The sequence below is a fragment of the Rhizobium sp. GW821-FHT14E12 genome, assembly GCF_058803745.1.
Map to the genome: position 1 here is coordinate 1 of NZ_JBXAPH010000019.1, position 15,746 is coordinate 15,746.

Below are 15,746 nucleotides of genomic sequence, written 5' to 3' on the forward strand. Positions count from 1 at the left end.
TTTAGAGAATCCTTTTTCCTCAACAATTCAATCCAATAGAAACCATATGCGATTCCCCTGCCCTCAAGGGGAGGGTGTTTGAAACCACGTAGCGGTCTCGCTATTTCAAGAGGTTAGAGATCTCCTTATGCCGAAGACGCCCTCCAAACTCGATCGCTTCAAAATCGCCAACAGCCGCCGCCTGCGCGCTGGTTCAACCGATGCCGAGGCGAAGCTTTGGAAGCATCTGTGGCGCGTCCCCATCGAAGGCACGCATTTTCGACGGCAGGTTCCGATTGGGCGCTATTTCGCCGATTTCGCCTGCCACCAGATAGGTTTGATTATCGAACTTGACGGCGGCCAGCACGCGGAAGATGCGGCAAGGCGCTATGATGCCGAGCGCACGGCATTTCTCGAAAGCCAAGGCTATTACGTCGTCCGGTTTTGGAATGCCGAGGTAACAGACGAGATTGAGGCTGTTCTGGATACGATATTTGCCATTGTGCAGCAGCGGCAAATTTTGCTAGCAGAGGCCGACCATTTTCACCACACTCCGGCACACCGTGCCGACCCTCTCTCTCAAGGGGAGGGTGAGGAACCTTGACATGCCCGATCTCCTTCTCGAACTCCGCTCCGAGGAAATTCCCGCCCGTATGCAGCGCAAGGCTGCCGGCGATCTGAAGAAGCTCGTCACCGACGCGCTGGTCGAGGCTGGTCTGTCCTATGAGGGCGCGCGCGAATATTGGACGCCGCGACGCCTGACGCTGGATATTCGTGGCGTGACGGCGCGCTCCGCCGATGTGCGGGAAGAGCGCAAGGGACCGCGCACCGACGCCAACGAAAAGGCGATCGAAGGCTTCTTGCGCGGTGCGGGTCTGTCTTCCATCGCCGAGGCTCAGGTTCAGAGCGACCCGAAGAAGGGCGATTTCTATGTTGCGATCATCTCCAAGCCCGGCCGTGGCGCCGAGGAGATCGTTGCCGACGTCATGCCTGGGATCATCCGCGATTTTCCCTGGCCGAAGTCGATGCGCTGGGGCAAGGCGTCGGCCAAGCCGGGCTCGCTGCGCTGGGTGCGCCCGCTGCAGTCGATCGTCTGCACCTTCGGCACCGAGCATGAAGAGACCGTCGTCATCCCCTTCGAGATCGACGGCATCGTCGCCTCAAACGTGACTTACGGCCATCGCTTCCATGCGCCCGACCCGATCACCGTCAAGCGTTTCGACGACTATGTCGCAAACCTGGAAAAGGCCAAGGTCGTTCTTGATGCCGAGCGCCGCAAGGACATCATCCTGCACGACGCCCGCGACATCGCTTTCGCCAATGGCCTGGAATTGGTCGAGGACGAGGGCCTGCTGGAAGAGGTTTCCGGCCTGGTCGAGTGGCCGCAGGTCCTGATGGGCTCTTTTGAGGAGGACTATCTGTCGATCCCCTCGGAAATCATCCGCCTGACCATCAAGACCAACCAGAAGTGTTTTGTCACCCGTTCGCAGGCCGGCGAAACGCTCTCCAACCGTTTTATCCTCGTCTCCAATATCCAGGCGACGGATGGCGGCAAGGAGATCATTCACGGTAATGGCAAGGTTGTGCGCGCCCGTCTTTCCGACGCGCTGCATTTCTGGAAGCGCGATCAGGGCGATCTGCCGGACCTCGAAACGCTGGAAGCGTCTGCCGTGAAATTCGGCCTCGACCTGAAGAAGCCGCTGGATCAGCGCATGGCCAAGCTCGACGCGCTGAACGTCACCTTCCATGCCAAGCTTGGCAGCCAGGGCGAGCGCGTTTCCCGCATCCGTACGTTGGCGGCTGAACTCGCTAAGATCACTGGCGCCGATCCCGCCAAGGTCGATCGCGCCGCAGTCCTCGCCAAGGCCGACCTGCGTACTGAAGCCGTTGGCGAATTCCCCGAGCTTCAGGGCCTCATGGGCCGCAAATATGCGGTGCTGCAGGGTGAAGACGCCTCCGTCGCTGCCGCAATCGAGGATCATTACAAGCCGCAAGGCCCGTCCGACCGTGTGCCGGACGATAAGGTGGCAATCACCGTGGCGCTGGCCGACAAGCTGGACACGTTGATCGGCTTCTGGACGATCGACGAGAAGCCCACCGGTTCGAAGGATCCCTATGCGCTGCGCCGCGCGGCTTTAGGTGTGGTCCGGATTCTGCTGGAACGTAAGGTGCGCCTGCCGCTGCTGGCTATAATGAAGGATGCGGATCTCCTTGCCTTCTTCCACGACCGCCTGAAAGTCTATCTGCGCGATCAGGGCGCCCGCTACGACCTCATCGACTCCGTGCTGACGCCGGACGCCGACGATCTCCTGATGGTTGCCCGCCGCGTCGAGGCGCTGACGGCTTTCATCACCTCGGAAGACGGCAAGAACCTGCTCGCCGGCACCAAGCGCGCCACGCAGCTTCTCGCCGCCGAGGAAAAGAAGGGCACCGTCGTCGCCGATGGCGTCTCCGAAAACCTGTTGAAGCTCGATGCGGAAAAGGATCTGTTCGCCGCCGTCACCAAGGCCTCGGCCGAAGCCGCCAAGGCAATCGCCGGCGAAGACTTCCGCTCCGCCATGGCCGCACTTTCCACGCTGCGCGCGCCGGTCGACCGCTTCTTCGGAGACGTCCTCGTCAACGACGAAGACGCCGCCATTCGCGCCAACCGTCTGGCGCTGCTGCGCCTGATCCGCGAGGCAACGGGAACGGTCGCGGACTTCTCGAAGATCGCGGGGTAGGAAAGGGAGGCGCGATGACCGGAAAAATCCTCGTCAGCGCCTGCCTCATGGGCCATGCCGTCCGCTATGACGGTCGCGCCAAACCGCTTCTCCATCCAGCCATCGACCGATGGCGCGAAGAGGGGCGACTCGTAACCATCTGTCCTGAGATGTCGGCCGGCATGGTCGTGCCCCGGCCTCCGGCCGAGATCGCCGATGGCGCTGTGGGCGAGGATGTGCTCGCTGGTACTGCGCGTGTAATGGAAATCTGCGGCGGCGATGTCACCGATGGATTTCGCCAGGCTGCCGAGAGCGCCCTGGCGCTCGCCAAGGAAACCGGCTGTCGCTATGCCCTGCTCATCGACGGCAGTCCGTCCTGTGGCTCCGGCTTCATCTACGACGGCACATTTTCAGGTGCTAAGCATCCGGGTGATGGCGTTACCGCAGCCTTGCTGAAACGGGCCGGCATCGAGGTCTATTCCGATCGCGAGATCGACCGGCTGGCCGCGCGGATCGCCGCCGCGGAGTGACCCTCTTCTATATTTGGACAAAGAAAAACCGCCGGATTGCGCCCGACGGTTTGCTATGTCTGTTGCGGCTTAGCCTAGGCGGCGCGGCGGGCCTGTGCGACCGGGTGGCTCTCATTGACGTGGAAGCCGCGGATCAGGCCGAGCAGGTCCTCGGTATCGGCGGCCAGCGTTTCGGCCGATGCCGTGGTCTCCTCCGCCATGGCGGCGTTCTGCTGCGTGGCGGCGTCGAGCTGGTTCATCGACGACGAGATCGAGCGCAGCGTCGTGTCCTGTTCGGAGGCGCTGTGGGCGATCTTCGAGACGATCTCGTTCGCTGCCTTGATCTGGTCGGAGATGCGCTTCAGCGCTTCGCCGGCCTCGCCGACAAGACGGACACCCTGATCGACCTGACCGGAGGAGCGGGCGATCTGGTCCTTGATCTCCTTGGCGGCTGCGGCGGACCGTTGGGCGAGCTCGCGTACTTCCTGGGCGACGACGGCAAAGCCCTTGCCGGATTCGCCGGCGCGAGCCGCTTCGACCCCGGCGTTCAGCGCCAGGAGGTTGGTCTGGAAGGCGATCTCATCGATGACGCCGATGATCTTGCTGATCTCGGTGGACGATTTTTCGATACCGCTCATTGCCTCGATCGCCTGGGCAACGACGGCATCGCTGCGTGACGCCTCGGTGCTGACGGCATGAACGCGCTTGCTGGCCTCATGCGCGCCTTCCGCCGTCTGGCGGACAGCGACGGTCAGCTCGTCGAGAGCCGCTGATGTTTCCTCGAGGCTGGCGGCCTGGCGCTCGGTGCGCTGCGACAGTTCGTTGGAGGCGCGGCGGATCTCTTCCTTGCTGACGCCGATGTCGTTGCCCTTGGCATTGACTCGGCCCATGGCGGCTTCAAGATGGGAGAGTGCCTCGTTGAAGTTGTTGCGCAGGCCGGCATAGCTGATGCCGATATCGCCGCAGCGCACGGTCAGATCGCCCCGCGCAAGTTGCTCCAGCGCCTTGCCGATAGTCGAGACGACGCGGGCCTGTTCCTCGGCCTCGTCTTGCTGCTGACGCAGGTTCTGTTGGCGCTCGGCGTTGATTTCCTCATCCTGCGCGACCTGGCGTTCGGTCAATGCATGACGCTCGCGGATCTTCTCCTGCAGCGCCAGCGTGGCCTTGGCCATCAAGCCGATCTCGTTGCGCATGCCGGCATGCGGTATCGTGATGTGCACGTCCTCGTCGGCAACCGCCTTGAGCGCGGCGTGAACCTCGGTGAGCGGCTTAGTGATGCCGCGGATCACGACGAAAGCAGCGCCGAGCACCACAAGGAAGAGTGCGAGGGTCGACCACACGGTCGTCCAGATCTTCGCCTCGACCTGCGCGCCGAGGTCGTCCATGTAGACGCCGGTAACGACAACGACCTTCCAGGGCTCGAAGGCGCGGGCATAGGCGGTCTTGGGGAACATGGCGTTGGCCGGCTGGCCGGGCTTGTTGGCGTAGAAGTCGGAGAGGCCGCCGCCCTGCTGGCCGAGTTTGACCAGTTCCTCGCGATAATAGTGGCCCTTCGGGTCGGGCTGTCCCTTCAGGCTCAGGCCGATTTTCGACTTGTCGTAGTGGAAGACCATGTTGACGTCGTAGTCATAGCCGAAGAGATAGCCGTCTGGCGTATATTTCATGCTGTTGACGACGGCATAGGCCTGGGCCTTGGCTTGTTCTTCGGTCAGCTTGCCGGCCTGCTCCTGAGCATAATAGAAATTCAGAACGGAAATGCCGGATTCGACCTGCGTGCGCAGCATTTCGTAACGCTCGCTATAGATCGCGTCGGCCGATGAACGGATTTGCAGATAGGTTGCCACGGCGAAAACGGCCATAAGCACGCCCAGAAGGGCGAAGAGCTGATGTGCGATCTTGAGATTCTTCATAGTGCCTCGCAACAGGGTAGGGTGAATACCGGCGCGGTTTCCTACCGCCTGTGCGATCGCCTGAGAAAATCTCAATACGCTTGCTGCTGCTCGAAAAGACATGCTGCTGTCCGGTTCAAGTAACCTCGCGTTTTATGTCTAATAAAGATTTAATCAAAACGGCGTGATCGGCAATTAAGCGGCTTTGAGTGTGGGATATGTTGCGCCGCAATAAATAATATTGAACCAATTTCAATATTATCTTGAGCTGCAAGCGAAGCTTCCACGCCTTGTCCATGAAAAACGAATGCGCCCCTGCTTCTCTTCAGGGGCGCATTGGTCCGCCTTGCGGCGGACCCCGTCGACCGAAACTTTGGCCGGGCGGGGCAGGGAACTGGATTGGGCAGCTATTTTACTGGCGAAGCTGGAAGCCGGAGAGGTCGAGCGGTGCGGGCTCCTGCGTCCGGGCGGGCTTGGGCAGAGCCGCGGTCATCGCGGTCATGTCGATGCCGTCGGGCGCTGTGTTTGCGGCCGCCAGAGCCTCGGGCGTCGGCTTGGAGATGAAGACCACCGGCGAACCGCCCATCCAGGCTTCGGTACGCACCACCTTCTTCTGGCCATCAATGTCGCGAATGACGATGGATTGCGTGCCCGGCGTTAGTTCCGGCACCACATAGTCCTTCTTGGCGATTTGTGGCTTGATGGCCGGGCAATCGGTGCAGACCTTATCGAGGATGCTGCCGCCGCCTGTCTGCGTCTTGCTGTCGATGGGTTGTATCGACGACGCCATGGCCGAACCGGCGGCCAGCACGCATGCCAAGGTCAGGAAGAAGGGACGCATAACAAACCACTCCGTCTTATCGTGACCGAGAGATTAGCGTCTCTTTGTTTCCATCCCGTCAGGAGATTAGGTAAAAGTTTAGTGGAGACGGGAATTCGGGACAGGCATTGCGTTTACGTTTTCAGGCTTTTTCCCGCGCGATGGCCTGCCAGCCGATGTCGCTGCGGCTGAAACCGTTTTCCCACTCCACCTTGCCGGCCAGGGCATAGGCGCGCTTCTGTGCCTCGCTGACGGTCTTGCCGGTCGCGGTGACGTTCAGCACCCGGCCGCCGGTCGCAACCAGGGCGCCGTCCTTCAGCGCCGTGCCGGCATGAAACACCTTGGCCCCGTCGCTGTCGGCGGGCAGCGCCGCGATCGGCGTGTTCTTGGCGTAGGAACCCGGATAACCCTTCGAGGCCATGACCACGGACAGCGCCACGTCGTCGCTCCATTCGGCACTGACCTGATCCAGCGTGCCGTTGGCGCAGGCGAGAAGCAGCGGCAGCAGGTCGCTCTTCAGCCGCATCATCAGCACCTGGCATTCCGGATCGCCGAAGCGGACATTGTATTCGATCAGTTCCGGCCCCTTGGCAGTGATCATCAGCCCGGCGAAGAAGACGCCGGAGAAAGGATAGCCGCTTTCCGCCATGCCGCGCATCGTCGGCTCGATGATTTCCTTCATGGTCCGCTCGACCATTTCCGCCGTCATCACAGGAGCAGGGGAATAAGCGCCCATGCCGCCGGTGTTCGGGCCGGTATCGCCGTCGCCGACGCGCTTGTGGTCCTGGGCGGTGGCGAGCGCAAGCGCGTGCTTGCCGTCGCTCAGGCAGAAGAAGCTCGCCTCTTCGCCATCGAGATAGGCCTCGATCACCACTTCCGCGCCGGCCTCGCCAAAAGCGCCCTCGAAGCAGTCATCGACGGCGGCAAGCGCTTCATCCACCGTCATGGCGACAGTGACGCCCTTGCCGGCGGCAAGCCCGTCGGCCTTGACGACGATCGGGGCGCCTTGCTCGCGGATATAGGCCTTTGCCTTCGGTGCATTGTTGAAGCGCTGGTAGGCGCCGGTCGGGATATCGTAGCGGGCGCAGATATCCTTGGTGAAACCCTTGGAGCCCTCGAGCTGGGCAGCGGCCGTGGAGGGTCCGAACACGGCGATGCCCTCGGCCCGCAGCCGATCGGCTATACCCGCGACCAGCGGCGCCTCCGGGCCGACGACGACAAAGTCGATGGCCTTTTCCTTGCAGAAGGAGACGACTGCGCCATGGTCCTCGATATCAAGGGCGGCGAGCGCCGCATATTCGGCAATGCCCGGATTGCCGGGCGCGGCATAGAGTTCCGTCATCAGCGGCGATTGCGCCAGTTTCCAGGCCAGCGCATGCTCGCGTCCGCCCGATCCGATCAACAGAACTTTCATGGCTTGCCCTCTTCATTAGGTTCTTCTGCGCGGTTAAGGGGGGAGAGCGCAAAGGTCAAGCGGCAAATCCTGTGGAGGCGCGGGCAGCAACATTGCCCTGCCTTTTTATGTCGCTAAAGCGGGATGCTGGTTTCGAGTCGCGATCCCCTCAGTTGCCTTGATTGGCGTGATCTCATCGGAAACCGCTTCGTACTTTCCGGGATCACGCCTATGGTCCCCCACCGAGTTCAGTTCAGAGAGACATATGGCCGCCGACATCCGTTCCCTTGCCGCAACCATCGCCAACGAGATCAATTCGCGCCCCGATCAGGCCAAGGCCGCGATCGAGCTTCTCGATGAAGGCGCGACGGTGCCGTTCATCGCCCGCTACCGCAAGGAAGTGACCGGTGGTCTCGATGATGGGCAGTTGCGCACGCTGGCGGAACGCCTTGTTTATCTGCGTGAGCTGGAAGCCCGCCGCGCCGCGATCGTCGAGTCGATCAACGGCCAGGGCAAGATGACCGACGAGCTGATGCGCAAGATCGCCGTGGTTGCCACCAAGGCCGAGCTGGAAGATCTTTACCTGCCCTATAAGCAGAAGCGCCGCACCCGCGCCGAAATCGCCAGGGAGCGTGGCCTCGGCCCGCTTGCCGATACCATTCTCGCCGACCGCTCCAAGGAGCCGGCCACCCTGGCAGAGGGTTTCCTCACCGCCGACGTGCCCGACGTGAAGACGGCGCTCGAAGGCGCGCGCGACATCATCGCCGAAGGTATTGCCGAAAATGCCGACCTGCTCGGCAAGCTGCGCACCTACATGAAAACCAATGCCGCCCTGAAAGCCAAGGTCGTCGACGGCAAGCAGGAAGCAGGCGCTAAATTCTCCGATTATTTCGACCATCAGGAACGCTGGGCAACCGCCCCCGGCCACCGCGCGCTCGCCATGCTGCGCGGCTGGAACGAGGAGGTGCTGACGCTGACCATCGAGATCGACGTCGATGCCGTCTCGCCCAACAAGCCTGTGGAGCGGATGATCGTCACGGCCTATGAGATCGGCTCAAGCCGCCCCGGCGACCGCTGGCTGACGGAGGTCGCGAGCTGGACCTGGCGGGTGAAGCTCTCCATGTCGCTGTCGCTCGATCTGATGCGTGAGCTGCGCGAGCGTGCCGAAGAGGAAGCGATCCACGTTTTCGCCCGCAATCTGAAGGATCTGCTGCTGGCCGCACCCGCCGGCTCGCGCGCGACCATGGGCCTCGATCCGGGCATTCGCACCGGCGTCAAGGTCGCTGTGGTCGATGGCACCGGCAAGGTGCTGGAAACCACGACGGTTTATCCGTTCCCGCCGAGGAACGACGTGCGCGGCACGCAGGCGACCTTGGCGGCGCTGGTCCGCAAGCACAATGTCGAGCTGATCTCCATCGGCAACGGCACCGGCAGCCGCGAGACGGAGAAGCTGGTGGCGGATATGCTCGCTGACCTGCCGGCGCCGAAGCCGACCAAGGTCATCGTTTCGGAAGCGGGCGCCTCCGTCTACTCGGCCTCCGAAACCGCGGCGCTGGAATTCCCCGGCCTTGACGTATCGCTGCGCGGCGCCGTTTCCATCGCTCGCCGTTTGCAGGATCCGCTGGCCGAACTGGTCAAGATCGAGCCGAAATCGATCGGCGTCGGCCAATACCAGCACGATGTCGACCAGCTGAAGCTGTCGCGCTCGCTGGATGCCGTCGTGGAAGACGCGGTGAACGCCGTCGGCGTCGATCTGAATACCGCGTCTGCGCCGCTGCTCGCCCGCGTCTCCGGCCTCGGGCCGTCGATTGCCGACGCGATTGTCAAGCACCGGGATGGTGAGGGACGCTTCGAGACGCGGCGTGATCTCCTCAAGGTCGCCCGTCTCGGCCAGCGCACCTTCGAGCAATGCGCCGGCTTCCTGCGCATCCCCAACGGTAAGGAGCCGCTTGACGCCTCCTCGGTGCATCCGGAAGCCTATGGCGTCGCCAAGAAGATCGTTGCCGCCTGCGGCCGCGATCTGCGCAGCGTGATGGGTGACGCGACTGCGTTGAAGGCGGTCGACCCGCGCCAGTTCATCGATGAGAAATTCGGCCTGCCGACGGTGCGCGACATCATCGCCGAGCTGGAGAAGCCTGGCCGAGACCCGCGCCCGAGCTTCAAGACCGCCACCTTCGCCGAGGGGATCAACGAGATCGGCGACCTCAAGCCCGGCATGCTGCTGGAGGGGACGGTGACCAACGTCGCCGCTTTCGGTGCTTTCGTCGATATCGGCGTCCATCAGGACGGCCTTGTGCATGTCTCGCAGCTTGCCGATCGCTTCGTGAAAGACCCGCACGAGATCGTCAAGGCGGGCGATGTCGTGAAAGTGAAGGTTGTGGACGTCGACGCCAAGCGGAAGCGAATCAGTCTGACGATGCGCAAGGATGGCGGCGCCGAGGCGGCCCCGGCTGCGCGTGAGTCGCGAGAGCAAAATGGCGCGCGCAACGTTGGCGGTAAGAACAATAGCCGTCCGAATACCCCTCAGCAGGGTAGTTTCGGTGCCGCCCTGGCGGACGCATTCAAACGAAAATAAGTACTTAGCACGAATTATTGCAAGAATATCACACTCCGGCGGCGTTGTTGCCGGAGTGCCACAGAGTGCGAAAAGCTGCGCTTGCCACAATGTTCTGAGGCGCTAAAGTTAGCGCTATTGTCATGTCATAACATTCGAGGCGTCCATGGCGTCGGCACTGTTCTCTCTTGTCAAAAAACTCGTCCGTAAAGGCTCCCTGAAACTTACGCTTGCTTCCGGCGAGACGCACATGATCGGCGATGGATCCGGCGAAACAGTCGCCGTCCGCATCGCCGACCAGCAGGCGGAGGACGCGGTTGCACGCGATCCGACGCTGAAGCTCGGCGAAATGTATATGGAAGGGCGCTTCATTCTCGAACAGGGGGATATCTATGATTTCCTTGCGCTGGTGAAGCAGAACACCACCAACGAAATCTTTGATATCCGCATGGCGACGCTGCTCATCGGCCGCATCGTCTGGCAGCAGCTCAAAAGCCGTTCGCCGATCAACCGCAACAAATACAATGTTGCGCATCACTACGATCTCTCGGCCAAGCTGTTCGATCTCTTCCTTGATGAGGATTGGCAATATTCCTGCGCCTATTTCGTGCCGCCGGGCATCAGTCTGGACGAGGCACAAGTGGCCAAGAAGCGCCATATCGCCGCCAAGCTGCTGGTGGAACCCGGCCAGCGTGTTCTGGAAATCGGCTCCGGCTGGGGCGGCATGGGCATGTATCTCGCCGAAGCCAATCCAGGCCTCGATTTCACCGGCATTACGCTGAGCGAAGAGCAGCTCAAGATCTCGCGCGAACGCGCCGCCAAGCGCGGCCTGTCCGATCGCGTCCGCTTCGAGCTGCAGGACTACCGCTATCTGAAGGACAGGAAGTTCGACCGCATCGTCTCGGTCGGCATGTTCGAGCATGTCGGCATTGGCGATTACCGCAAATACTTCAACAAGGTTTCGGAGCTGCTCGACGATAACGGCGTCATGCTGTTGCATTCCATCGCCCGTCCAAAGCCGAGCTTTGCGACCAACGCCTTCATCGAGAAGTATATCTTCCCGGGCGGCTATATTCCCTCGGTCGGAGAGACCTTGCCGCCGCTGGAAAAGGCCGGGCTTCTGGTCAAGGATGTCGAAATCCTGCCGATGCACTATGCCCATACGCTAAGGCACTGGCGCAACCGTTTCGTGGCGCGCAAGGCCGAGGCCGTGGCGCTCTACGATGAGAACTTCTTCCGTATGTGGGAGTTTTATCTGGCCGGCTCCGAAATGGGCTTCCGCTGGGATGAGCTCTTCATCATGCAGATCCAGATCACCAAGAACCAGTTCGCCGTTCCAGACAACCGCAACTATATCGGCGAGCGGGAGGCGAAGCTCAGGGAGTTCGAGGCGACCCGCGCGCCGCTTGAGAAGATCGTGTTCTGAAGGTTTGTCATCGTTTGGAAGACTGCCGGCCCTGTAAAATCATGGGGCCGGCGTTTTGTCTCTGCGTGGCCAAACATCGGGGTGCTATTTGACCACCTTGATCGCAATATCGGTCGTCAGTCCTGGCTGGCGAAAGGTCGCCCGGTCGGAGCCGACGAACCCTGGATCTGATCGGTAAAAAACGACGGCACCTTCTACCGATTTTTGGGCGCACGCTGGACTGGAACCCTCGGTTATTGCTTTTGGGCGACCTGAGTGCACTTCAAAACTGATGTTACCGTGATCTGGGTATCGGATAGTTTCGGGATAAGTGTAGCGTGTATGCTTGCAATCTTTTGTTGCGGAGAACATGATTACGAGTGATGTTTTTTTGCCCGAGACGGCCGTTATCGCACGTTGCTCTTGCCTGCCTCCGCCAAACGGTGCGCTGACGCAGCCTGGAAGCGTGGCAACTATAACGGCCAGCAAGATACCGCCGCGGATCAGATAGCTGCTTCGCATTTCACCCCTTTCAAAATCGCACCGAACCATGGCCCCATGATTCGGTGTTTGATTTTTGGCCTCGCCGCCGCCTCGCTATTGCGGAAATGGTGGGGCGATGGTCCGGTTATTTACCGACATGAACCACGAATGTTCCGTCTTGCACCGTGCCGTCCGTATTCAGCCCTGTGAGACGTACCGTGAATTGATCGGTCCCGACGAAGCCGGGATTCGGGGTGTAGAAGATGATATTGCCTTGAACGGTTCTGCCGTTGCACATGTAGGCTGTGCTGTCCTTGGGAAACTTCGAGGCAACCGGTCCATGCTCGATATCGATCTTGCCATGGGCAGGCTGCTTGACAATGCCGGTGTAGGGAAAGCTTGCAAAGGTACAATCCTGCTTTACCAGCGAAGCGCTCGTAATTCGTGTTTTCTTGCCGGGTGCAACCCGGCCTGAAAACTGGATTTGCTTGGCGCCGCCAATTGGCGCGGAGACGCAACCTGAAAGCGCCATGCCGACGCTGAGAAATGCGCTGAGATAAATCAAGGATCTGGGTTTCATTCCACTCTCTCGTTTAATTTTTATATTGGAAATTCATCGTCTATGGCTGAGCCCTGGGGGGACACTTTTGATTGAGTAGCGCATGCCGGAATTAAATCGCTGCGACAGATCGGCGCAAGCCGGTCGCCAACGCGGGTCCCATTGAAAATTTTGCCGTCAGCCTTCGATCCGATCACGTTTGGTTAAGGGAGCGGTAATGCGATCCGGATAATTTGAGACAACTCTCGGGGTGCGTGTATTGCCCCGCTGTATTGCGTATTAAGGAGTTGTGTGTGTGTTTGTAAAATCGCGTCTATTTTTCACCCTCGGCGTCTTCGCCGCTTCTGCGAGCGCTGCGTCGGCTACCGACAGTCAGCAGGCCTGGTCGAATGGCTGGTATCTAAGCGTCGGCGCGGCCGGTTTCTCGGCGCCGAAATTCGAAGGCAGCAGCCACAACAAGCTGCAATGGGTGCCTCTGGTCTCGATCGGCAAGGGGCCTGGCCCGCGCTTCTCGTCGCGAAATGATAATCCTTCGTTCGCGCTGATTGACAATGGTATGTTCCGCGCCGGTATCGTCGGCAAATTCGTGCCGAGCCGCGATGCCGGCGACGATCGCGAACTGAAAGGCCTGAAGAAGGTTCGGTGGGGTGTGGAAGCCGGTGGTTTCGCTGAGGTCTATCCGACCGACTGGCTGCGTGCTCGCGTCGAAGTCCGGCAGGGTTTTGGTGCGCATAGTGGCATTGTTGCCGACGCTGCCATCGACGCCTTCACGGACATCGCTCCCGACCTGCGCCTTTCCGGCGGTCCGCGCATGACGCTCGCCTCCATGGATTATTTCAACACTTACTACGGCGTCAACGCCCGAGAGTCGGCCGCCTCCGGCCTCGGCATCTACAAGCCGGGTGGTGGGGTGAAGTCGGTCGGCGCCGGAGGTGCATTGACCTGGAAGGCAACGCAGAACTGGAGCACGAGCACCTTCGTCGAATATAGTCGCCTGACCGGTGCTGCCGCCGACAGCAGCCTGGTGCGTGAACGCGGTAGCCGCAACCAGCTACTGGTCGGCATCTCCGCCACCTACAAATTCGGCTTCTCGATGAACTGAGAAAAGCGCGGGGCCACGGCTCCGCCGCTTGACCGCGGGCGGCGGATATCACTACTACTCGCCTATGCAAAAGACAGGCGACATCAACGGGCGCGTCGCTGACGCGCCGTCCGGCAACTGGGTTTACCGCATCCTGCCCCCGGCGCTTTGGCCCTATGCGCAGCTCGCGCGCTGGGACAGGCCGATCGGCTGGCAGCTCTTGATGTGGCCGTGCTTCTGGTCGGCGGCACTTGCCGCCAATGCCGCCGCCGCAATGGGTCAGTCGCCCGGCTTTCTCGTGGTCTACCACCTCGTCCTCTATTTCATCGGCGCGGTCGCCATGCGCGGCGCCGGCTGCACCTATAACGATCTGGTCGATCACAAGATCGATATGGAAGTGGCCCGCACACGCTCGCGCCCGCTGCCTTCCGGCCGCGTGACGCGCCTCCAGGCCAAGGTCTTTATCGCGCTACAGGCTGTGGTCGGGCTGCTGGTGCTTTTGCAGTTCAACTGGTTCGCCGTCATTCTCGGTGTCCTGTCACTCGGCATCGTCGCGCTCTATCCGTTTGCCAAGCGCTTTACCGACTGGCCGCAGTTTTTCTTAGGCCTTGCCTTTTCCTGGGGCGCACTGATGGGCTGGGCCGGACTGTTCGGCAGCCTGTCGCTCGCTCCCATCCTGCTCTATGCCGCCGCCATCCTGTGGACGATCGGTTACGACACGATCTATGCCCATCAGGACAAGGAGGATGACGAGCTGATCGGCGTCCGCTCCACCGCCCGGCTCTTCGGCGACAAGACCCGCCTCTGGTTGATCGGCCTTTATGGCGTGACACTTGTGTTGATGCTGTTGTCTTTCGCACTGGCGGGGGTGGGGTGGCTTTCCTATCTCGGCCTTCTCGTTGCCGGAGGGATGTTCGCCTACCAGATCGCCGTGCTCGACATCAACAATGGCGAGCAGTGCCTGGCGCTGTTCAAATTCAACGGCAAAGTCGGCATCATCATCTTCGCCGGCCTTTTCCTGTCCTATCTGCTTTCCGTTCTCTGATGAAGACGGGCCGGATCACCGTCCCGTAACCAGCGATGGGTGGTCACCATGGCGTGCGATGTCCGGCCGGCTCGAGACAGTGATGCGGAAGCCATCAGTACGGTGATCCTGTCCGCGCTGCACGAAACTAACGCGAAGGACTATTCGGAGGATGTTATCGCCCGTGTCGCGCAGAGCTTCAGCCCGGCCGCGGTGCGAAAGCTTCTGGAGAGTCGGATGGTTCTCGTCGCGACGAAAGGCGAGGACGTCGTCGGCACCGCCAGCCTCGACGGCGCTGTGGTCCGCACGGTGTTCGTTTCCCCGGCAGCGCAGGGGCTGGGGGTCGGAACCCGGCTGATGGCCGAGATAGAGCGGATAGCACACATCAAGGGTGTCACGCTCCTGACCGTACCGTCATCTGTCACGGCGCAGGAGTTCTATGCCAAGCTAGGATTCAAGGCCGTCGGTGATAGCTACCACGGCGATGAGCGGACGATCATCATGGAGCGTTCGTTGAAGCCATAACGAAATCGGCCGCAGGGCTGAATGCCCCACGGCCGATGTCTGACGAATACTAGGATATCAATCCCAGTCGGTTTCAACGCCGCGCGATGATCTCGCGGCCTTGGATCTTCATCTTGAGGCCCAGCGAGCCGGTCGAGCGGCGCACGAGGAAGCGCGGCCGGCGCTCGGCGAAATAGGAATGGCGGCGGCGCGGCTGGGTATCGCGGGCGGCGACCCCGCCCAGATGCTCTTCCAGCGGCCGGGCGACGCCATCGGCTTCGATCATCAGCATCGGAATGCGGAAGGCTTCCGACCAGGAGCGCCAGTCGGCGGCGATGTCGCTGAGGTCATGGGCAACGAGGAGGGGGATGCAGAGATCCGGATCCGAGTGATGCAATTCCAGCGTCACGGTGACTTCGCCGTCGCCATGGTCGATGGCACGGGCGGCAACACCCATGAAAGCGCGTTTCGGCAAGGCGACGGACAGCGGCAGGCCGCTGGACGGGAGGATCTTACGCAGCACCGCGCCGCGCTCGTCGATCGTGATGGTGACGTCACCCTCGGCACCCCGCATGGCGTAGCTGACCTGTTGCGGGAAGCGCGCCGGATCAAGCCGCAGTGTGTTTCCAGCCCAATCGGGCTTCAGGACGGTATTTGTCATCTAATCTCTACCCTTGCTTTACCTGAGAGCCGGTTTTCCGGTCTTCTTACGGAGAACGTCATGTCCTCTCGTTGGGTTCAGATTAGGCGGTGTCCCTTCCAGACAACTTAAAAATTGCGGTTAAGAAAACTTTGCGTCCTCAAATGGTTAGCAAAACCGAATCGATCAGGGTTTCCATAAAGTGAA

At 61.0% G+C, this 15,746-nt stretch carries 13 protein-coding genes; 8 read left to right on the forward strand and 5 right to left on the reverse strand.

Annotated elements, in window-relative coordinates; translation table 11 throughout:
- Nucleotides 1–127 precede the first annotated feature (127 nt).
- From AC1RO0_RS30640 to AC1RO0_RS30650, 3 genes are read left to right on the forward strand one after another with little or no spacing between them, the layout of a single operon-like run.
- Nucleotides 128–583, forward strand: a complete 456-nt coding sequence (locus AC1RO0_RS30640; RefSeq protein ID WP_498596292.1) for an endonuclease domain-containing protein — start codon at nt 128–130, stop codon at nt 581–583.
- Between the two features lies 1 nt (nt 584).
- Nucleotides 585–2,699: a glycine--tRNA ligase subunit beta gene (gene glyS, locus AC1RO0_RS30645; protein ID WP_498596293.1), complete on the forward strand. Its 2,115-nt coding sequence runs from the start codon at nt 585–587 to the stop codon at nt 2,697–2,699.
- Between the two features lie 14 nt (nt 2,700–2,713).
- Entirely contained in the window at nt 2,714–3,208 is a 495-nt protein-coding gene (locus tag AC1RO0_RS30650; protein WP_498596294.1) for a 2-thiouracil desulfurase family protein, read from the forward strand.
- Nucleotides 3,209–3,282: 74 nt separating this feature from the next.
- On the opposite strand, the gene AC1RO0_RS30655 is transcribed toward AC1RO0_RS30650, so the two are convergent.
- The 3 genes from AC1RO0_RS30655 to purD all read right to left on the reverse strand — a co-directional run bounded on the left by AC1RO0_RS30655 (nt 3,283) and on the right by purD (nt 7,310).
- Nucleotides 3,283–5,097, reverse strand: a complete 1,815-nt coding sequence (locus AC1RO0_RS30655) for a methyl-accepting chemotaxis protein (RefSeq protein ID WP_498596295.1) — start codon at nt 5,095–5,097, stop codon at nt 3,283–3,285.
- Nucleotides 5,098–5,488: 391 nt separating this feature from the next.
- Nucleotides 5,489–5,917 (reverse strand): plant virulence effector HPE1-like domain-containing protein, encoded by a 429-nt coding sequence (locus AC1RO0_RS30660; RefSeq protein ID WP_498596296.1) that lies wholly within the window; start codon nt 5,915–5,917, stop codon nt 5,489–5,491.
- 121 nt (nt 5,918–6,038) lie between these two features.
- Complete coding sequence (gene purD, locus AC1RO0_RS30665; RefSeq protein ID WP_498596297.1) at nt 6,039–7,310, reverse strand: phosphoribosylamine--glycine ligase; 1,272 nt, start codon at nt 7,308–7,310, stop codon at nt 6,039–6,041.
- Nucleotides 7,311–7,554: 244 nt separating this feature from the next.
- On the opposite strand from purD, the gene AC1RO0_RS30670 reads away from it, so the two are divergent.
- Together AC1RO0_RS30670 and AC1RO0_RS30675 are read left to right on the forward strand one after the other, a co-directional pair.
- On the forward strand, nt 7,555–9,864 hold the full coding sequence (locus tag AC1RO0_RS30670) for a Tex family protein (RefSeq protein WP_498596298.1): 2,310 nt from the start codon (nt 7,555–7,557) through the stop codon (nt 9,862–9,864).
- A 145-nt stretch (nt 9,865–10,009) separates the two neighbouring features.
- Nucleotides 10,010–11,269 carry a cyclopropane fatty acid synthase gene (locus tag AC1RO0_RS30675; protein WP_498596299.1) on the forward strand — a complete coding sequence of 420 codons (1,260 nt, stop codon included), beginning with the start codon at nt 10,010–10,012 and terminating at the stop codon, nt 11,267–11,269.
- 607 nt (nt 11,270–11,876) lie between these two features.
- Here AC1RO0_RS30675 and AC1RO0_RS30680 read toward each other — a convergent pair.
- Nucleotides 11,877–12,311: an Ig-like domain-containing protein gene (locus AC1RO0_RS30680; protein ID WP_498596300.1), complete on the reverse strand. Its 435-nt coding sequence runs from the start codon at nt 12,309–12,311 to the stop codon at nt 11,877–11,879.
- Nucleotides 12,312–12,585: 274 nt separating this feature from the next.
- Here AC1RO0_RS30680 and AC1RO0_RS30685 point away from each other — a divergent pair, with 274 nt between their 5' ends.
- The 3 genes from AC1RO0_RS30685 to AC1RO0_RS30695 all read left to right on the forward strand — a co-directional run bounded on the left by AC1RO0_RS30685 (nt 12,586) and on the right by AC1RO0_RS30695 (nt 14,920).
- The gene (locus AC1RO0_RS30685) at nt 12,586–13,392 is read left to right on the forward strand and encodes a MipA/OmpV family protein (protein ID WP_498596301.1); all 807 of its coding nucleotides are present in this window, start codon (nt 12,586–12,588) and stop codon (nt 13,390–13,392) included.
- A 64-nt stretch (nt 13,393–13,456) separates the two neighbouring features.
- Nucleotides 13,457–14,416, forward strand: a complete 960-nt coding sequence (gene ubiA / locus AC1RO0_RS30690; protein ID WP_498596302.1) for a 4-hydroxybenzoate octaprenyltransferase — start codon at nt 13,457–13,459, stop codon at nt 14,414–14,416.
- A 48-nt stretch (nt 14,417–14,464) separates the two neighbouring features.
- The gene (locus tag AC1RO0_RS30695) at nt 14,465–14,920 is read left to right on the forward strand and encodes a GNAT family N-acetyltransferase (protein ID WP_498596303.1); all 456 of its coding nucleotides are present in this window, start codon (nt 14,465–14,467) and stop codon (nt 14,918–14,920) included.
- A gap of 73 nt (nt 14,921–14,993) precedes the next feature.
- Here AC1RO0_RS30695 and AC1RO0_RS30700 read toward each other — a convergent pair whose 3' ends face one another.
- Nucleotides 14,994–15,560, reverse strand: a complete 567-nt coding sequence (locus tag AC1RO0_RS30700; protein ID WP_047463547.1) for a DUF6101 family protein — start codon at nt 15,558–15,560, stop codon at nt 14,994–14,996.
- Between the last annotated feature and the right edge of the window lie 186 nt (nt 15,561–15,746).

Bases quoted from the DNA above. Each gene is read 5' to 3' on its own strand.
- AC1RO0_RS30640 (WP_498596292.1), top strand. From the start codon at position 128: ATGCCGAAGACGCCCTCCAAACTCGATCGCTTCAAAATCGCCAACAGC.
- glyS (WP_498596293.1), top strand. From the start codon at position 585: ATGCCCGATCTCCTTCTCGAACTCCGCTCCGAGGAAATTCCCGCCCGT.
- AC1RO0_RS30650 (WP_498596294.1), top strand. From the start codon at position 2,714: ATGACCGGAAAAATCCTCGTCAGCGCCTGCCTCATGGGCCATGCCGTC.
- AC1RO0_RS30655 (WP_498596295.1), bottom strand. From the start codon at position 5,097: ATGAAGAATCTCAAGATCGCACATCAGCTCTTCGCCCTTCTGGGCGTG.
- AC1RO0_RS30660 (WP_498596296.1), bottom strand. From the start codon at position 5,917: ATGCGTCCCTTCTTCCTGACCTTGGCATGCGTGCTGGCCGCCGGTTCG.
- purD (WP_498596297.1), bottom strand. From the start codon at position 7,310: ATGAAAGTTCTGTTGATCGGATCGGGCGGACGCGAGCATGCGCTGGCC.
- AC1RO0_RS30670 (WP_498596298.1), top strand. From the start codon at position 7,555: ATGGCCGCCGACATCCGTTCCCTTGCCGCAACCATCGCCAACGAGATC.
- AC1RO0_RS30675 (WP_498596299.1), top strand. From the start codon at position 10,010: ATGGCGTCGGCACTGTTCTCTCTTGTCAAAAAACTCGTCCGTAAAGGC.
- AC1RO0_RS30680 (WP_498596300.1), bottom strand. From the start codon at position 12,311: ATGAAACCCAGATCCTTGATTTATCTCAGCGCATTTCTCAGCGTCGGC.
- ubiA (WP_498596302.1), top strand. From the start codon at position 13,457: ATGCAAAAGACAGGCGACATCAACGGGCGCGTCGCTGACGCGCCGTCC.
- AC1RO0_RS30695 (WP_498596303.1), top strand. From the start codon at position 14,465: ATGGCGTGCGATGTCCGGCCGGCTCGAGACAGTGATGCGGAAGCCATC.
- AC1RO0_RS30700 (WP_047463547.1), bottom strand. From the start codon at position 15,560: ATGACAAATACCGTCCTGAAGCCCGATTGGGCTGGAAACACACTGCGG.